General features: G+C 36.6%; 3 protein-coding genes. 1 reads left to right on the top strand and 2 read right to left on the bottom strand.

The genetic code is table 11. The features are described 5' to 3' along the window. The first annotated feature begins 119 nt into the window (after positions 1-119). Positions 120-557, top strand: a complete 438-nt coding sequence (locus M901_RS14660) for a zinc ribbon domain-containing protein (RefSeq protein ID WP_021278990.1) — start codon at positions 120-122, stop codon at positions 555-557. A 27-nt stretch (positions 558-584) separates the two neighbouring features. On the opposite strand, the gene M901_RS14655 is transcribed toward M901_RS14660, so the two are convergent. Together M901_RS14655 and M901_RS14650 are read right to left on the bottom strand one after the other, a co-directional pair. Further along, entirely contained in the window at positions 585-3,803 is a 3,219-nt protein-coding gene (locus M901_RS14655; protein ID WP_021278992.1) for an efflux RND transporter permease subunit, read from the bottom strand. Further along, on the bottom strand, positions 3,803-5,012 hold a 1,210-nt coding region (locus tag M901_RS14650), incomplete at its 5' end, for a TolC family protein (RefSeq protein WP_021278991.1). The genes M901_RS14650 and M901_RS14655, both read right to left, overlap by 1 nt.

The following is a 5,012-nucleotide window of genomic DNA, read 5'->3' as shown; positions in this document are numbered from 1 at the left end:
GCTGAGCTAAAAGATCAAATAACGAGCTTAGAAAAAGAACTCTTCACAATAGATGAGAAAAATAAAAAAATCACAAGAGCATCTCTCTATGGCCCTCATCACAAAATGAAGTCGATGCTTTGAATAAAGAAATTGAAAATTTAAGCCCTCGCCAAGAAGAGATCGAAGAATCAGTCCTAGAAAAACTAGATCAGGTTGAAACAATTGAAGAGGGTATAAAGGTTGATGAAGAATATTTCTCAGGGATTTCTGATACTATTGCTGAAATTCAAGAAGAAGTTGATGCTATAGAGGCTAAGAATAAGGGTGAAATTGAAAAGCTAGAAAAACAGATTGAAGCCCTCCTCATCGAAATTCCAAATGACTTTAAGCCTATGTACGATAAAGTACGAGAAAAGTATCGATTTAATTCTCCTATCACAAAACTGACTGGTACAGCTTGTGCAAAGTGTAGAATGCAGATTTCTTCTGCCGAAGCTGGAGAGATAAACAATTCTTTTCAACATAGAATATGTAGCGGGTGTGGAAGAATAATTATCTCAAATCAAGTTTCATAAAAAAGGCCACTTTATGTGGCCTTCTTATTATGCATCAACTTCTGTCTGAGTGATTTGAGATGTTACCTCTGTATGAGAAAGGTCTGACTCGACTTTCTTTTCAATTTCATCGATATCAGTATATTTCCCTAGATCAATCTTATTAGGTTTTCTTCTAAAGAAGTTCTTCATCTTCTCAAAAGCAATGTACTGACTTGGAATAAAAATAAGTGTAACTGCAGTTGCAAAGGCAAGTCCCCAAGCAAAACTCATGGCCATTGGCTTTAAAAATGGATCACCACCACTTGCATCACTAAATGGAATAATCGCATTTACCGAAGGGTGCGCAACAGGTAACAATCCAACAACAGTTGTAATCGTTGTAAGAAGAACTGGTCTTAGTCTTGAGAGACATGCTGTAAAGACGGCCTTATAAAGGTTATCTTCTCTTTCTCTTCTAACGTTAATAAAGTTTACAAGGACAATTGAATCGTTAATGACAACCCCGATGAGTCCGACAACCCCCATCATGGCCATGAAACCTAAACTCATTCCAAATAGTTTAAATGACCACACCACACCAATCATTCCTAAAGGAATTGCTGACATAACCGCAATTGGTTGTTCTAGTGTATTAAACATAAGAACAAGTACTAAGAAAATACAGGCCATAGAGATTAAGAATGACTTTAAAAGACCACCCATAGACTCTTTTGTGTCCTCATTTTCACCACCAAATTCAAAAGTCATCCCATTATACTTCGCTGTTACAGCTTTAACCTTTTCAGAAAAGTCTTTTGCCACTTTTCTAGGATTAGTAACGGCCTTATCAATTGAAGCAGAGACAGAGAAAATTCTCTTACCATCAAGCCTTCTAATAACAAATGCTCCAGGTTCTCTCTCAACTTTAACAACTTTATTTAAAGCGATTCTTCTTCCTTGAGAATTTAAAATAGTCATCCCCAATAGCGGAGTTTCGTCTTTAATCCAATTCTCATCAAATCGAGCCTTAACTTCAATATCTTCATCAGAGTCTTTAATCTCAGTAATCATATCACCTGCGAGAGCTCGTCTTAACTCAATCGCGATGGCACTTACACTAAGCCCTAATCTTGTTGCTTCACTTTCATCAACTTTAAAAATAATTTGATCATTACCTTCTTCAAAGTCGATTTCTGTTGAAGTAATCCCTTCAACCTTCTTTAGCTCAGCTTCAATTTCTTTTGAAGCAACTTTAAGATCTTTAATTGAACTACTTCTAATATTGATATCAACAGGCTTTCCTCTTGGAGGACCACCTTGTTGCTTCTTTACGAGTAAACTGTACTCTGGTGAGATAATTTTCTTCCCCTCTTCAGTTGCAATATTAATTATCTCATCTGTACTTCTTTCTCTTTCCGCTGGATCAGTTAAGTAGAGAACAATTGAACCATACTGATTTCCAATTTTATTCCCATGCTCACCAACTAACATTCCAACACGGGCCTGAATCTGCTTCAACTCCGTTTTTGGGAACTTCGACACTAACATCTTTTCGACTTTAAGCATCTCAGCAGAGGTTACTTCTTGAGCAACTCCGACTCTTCCTTTCACCTGTAAGAATACTGTCCTAACATCATCTCCAGGAAAAAGTTCGAAGTTCATTCTACTAGCGACAAATATTGTTACGATAAAGAAGACTCCAAAACCAATAACGGTTGTGAATGGAAATCTCACAGCAATCTTCAAGGTCTTCCCATAGAATTTTAAAAGCGAGGCATACCAACGAGATGATTGCTCAGTGGCCGTCGTTTTCTTAAGTCTTACGAAATCAGCTAAGTGTGATGGAAGAATGATAAAACACTCAAATAATGAAGCAGCGAGACAAATAATGACTGTTGCTGGAACAGGCCAGAGAAATTTCCCCATGATTCCCCCCATAAAGAAGAGCGAACCAAAAGCAATCATTGTCGTCACAATCGTAGCAGTAACTGGTTTAATAGTTTCAATTGCAGCCGTTCGAGCGGCTTCTTTCGGCTCCATCCCATCTTCAAGTTTTTGGTAGAAATGCTCAGAAACAATAATTGAATCATCAACAAGCATCCCAAGAACGAGGATAAGACCAAACATCGAAATAAGGTTCATCGAGAGACCCATCATCGACATTCCAGCAAATGAGATCATAAATGCCAGAGGTGCCCCCATTGAAGTTACAACTGATGTAGAAAAATTTAGAAATAAGAGAAGGCACCCAAAAACGAGAACAATTCCCATAATCCCATTATCTCTTAAAACATTCAGTCTTCTTTTCACATAGTAAGAAGCATCATCTAGAAAATCATATTTTACATCCGAGTACTCTTTATTCTTAAAGAATTCATTAACTGTTTTCTTTATATGATCGGCTGAATCTAAGATATCAGAAGATCCTTTAATTCGAACATCTAAGAATAAGGCTTCCTCACCATTAGATCTTCCAATGATTGAGTTTTCTACTGGTCTTTGCACAACATTTGCAACATCACCTACAGTTACTTGCTTCCCTTCACTATTTGAACGAATAACAACCTTAGCAACATCTTTTGGACCTTCGAATTCATTTAGCGTTCTTACGTAAACATCACCCTCAGCAGCTTCAATCTTACCGGCGGATAAATTTGTATTACTTTTTGCAATAGCATTATGTACTTCTGTAACAGTAACTTCATTTTCAGCTAACTTATTTGGATCCAGAAGAGCGACAATCTCATCTTCTCTATAACCTTCTATTTCAACTAGTGAAATTTTCTTATAAAGTTCAAGCTCATCTCTTAATTTCTTAGATACTTCTCTGAGTCTGTCATAAGGAGCACCTTTAACAGCAACTTTAATAACACCTCTTCTATTCGTGTTATTAAGACTAGTAACAACTGGCTCTTTAACTTCTTCAGGGAAGTCATCAATACTATCAAGTGCTGACTTAATATCATCTTCAACTTCTCTTAGATCAGCATCAGGTTCTACCGTCACGTAAACAATACTCGTTCCTTCTGATGAAAGAGCATTTATTTCCTTTAAACCATCGACTTCTTTTAGAGACCTCTCCACACTTAATGTCACAAGCTTTTCAACATCTTCAGAAGAAGAGCCAGGATAACTAGTCCTTATCAGAACGACATCAAAATCTACTGAAGGGAAAATATCTTTTTGAAGTGTAAATGCACTGACCACACCAACGACAATAATAATGACAGTCAGGAGGTTGACGACAAGAGATTTATCAATAAAGAATTCAATTATCTTTTTCATTACTTCCTCATATGAGATTCAAGCTGCCCGTAAATATCAAGAAGCCCGTAGTATTGTTTCTCTCTCGCAATTTTATATTCTACAAAAGCAGACTCAGTATTAATAAGATCTTCTTCCGCTCTAATAACTTGATCAAGATTAGCTCGACCTCTGTTGTAGAGCCTATTGTATTCAGTTACTGTTTTCTGAGCTAATTTATATCTCTTCGCAACACTTGCAATATTCTTATCAAGTCTCGCAAGGTTTCTCTTAAAGTTCTCAATATTATTTTTTACAGAAACAAGAGTAAGTCTCTTATCATATTCAGCTTCCATCTTATTAAGTCTCGCAACTTTTAATGCATTCTTCTGAACGTCAAAACCAAGAGGAATACTCACCGTCAGGGCCAAGGCCTTACTGTCATTATCTGAACCAAATGTCCCGTCAGAGATAGGGTTCTTTGTCGTGTCATAATTATTTGTTGAGTATGTCCCTTTGAGAGTAATCGTTGGGAAGATTGAATTATCAGATTTATCAACAGACTTCTTTAAGTATGACAGTTTCTTCTTAATGGCCTTAACATCAAAGTTCTCATCAATACTTCCTTGCGGTACAGGCTTGAGTCCTTTCTCTGAGATTTCAAAGGCTTCAATTTTACGAAGAGAAACCTTTCTCTCCATTCGAGTTTCTAAATCTCTTAGTGCATTTTCCAATGCAGCACTCTTCTCTTCTAATAGTTCACTCTGAAAGCTATGTGCTGTTTGTGAGCTATAGAGATCAACTCTTTCTTTGATTCCATCTTTAACTTGCTTCTTAATAAGGTTGAGTCTTTTTAAAGACCTTGAGAATGCTTGTCTCTGGAGATCGAGAAGAGTTTTCTCTCTTCTAACTTGAAGATAATCATTAACAAGAAGAACAATTGATTTAGATTTACTTCCTTCAAACTTCAATTTTTGATAGTTTGCTGTTTCTTCAGCTATATCTAGACTAAGAAAATCGTTTCGACCAAAAAGGTTTGCTCCAAGGTCCTGCGAGTACTCTAAAGATTGCGAATAACTTTTAAAGCTTGAAGATGAATCAAGGTCATAGTGAGTTCCACTAAAAGTAAATTCACCACCCCAAATAAATTCTTTAGAAAGAGCTAAAACGTCCGTTCTAAACTTTTGACCAGACGGGGCCAATGAAAAAGGAGAAGTTTCAAGTTTTGAATCTTCGTATTCAGTAGACGCC

This window comes from Bacteriovorax sp. DB6_IX, from assembly GCF_000447775.1.
In the GTDB taxonomy this organism is placed as follows: Bacteria; Bdellovibrionota; Bacteriovoracia; order Bacteriovoracales; family Bacteriovoracaceae; genus Halobacteriovorax_A.
This window is presented reverse-complemented; position numbering and strand designations above follow the sequence as displayed.

Excerpts from the sequence above, each read along its gene's own strand:
- M901_RS14655 (WP_021278992.1), bottom strand. The coding sequence starts at position 3,803 with ATGAAAAAGATAATTGAATTCTTTATTGATAAATCTCTTGTCGTCAAC.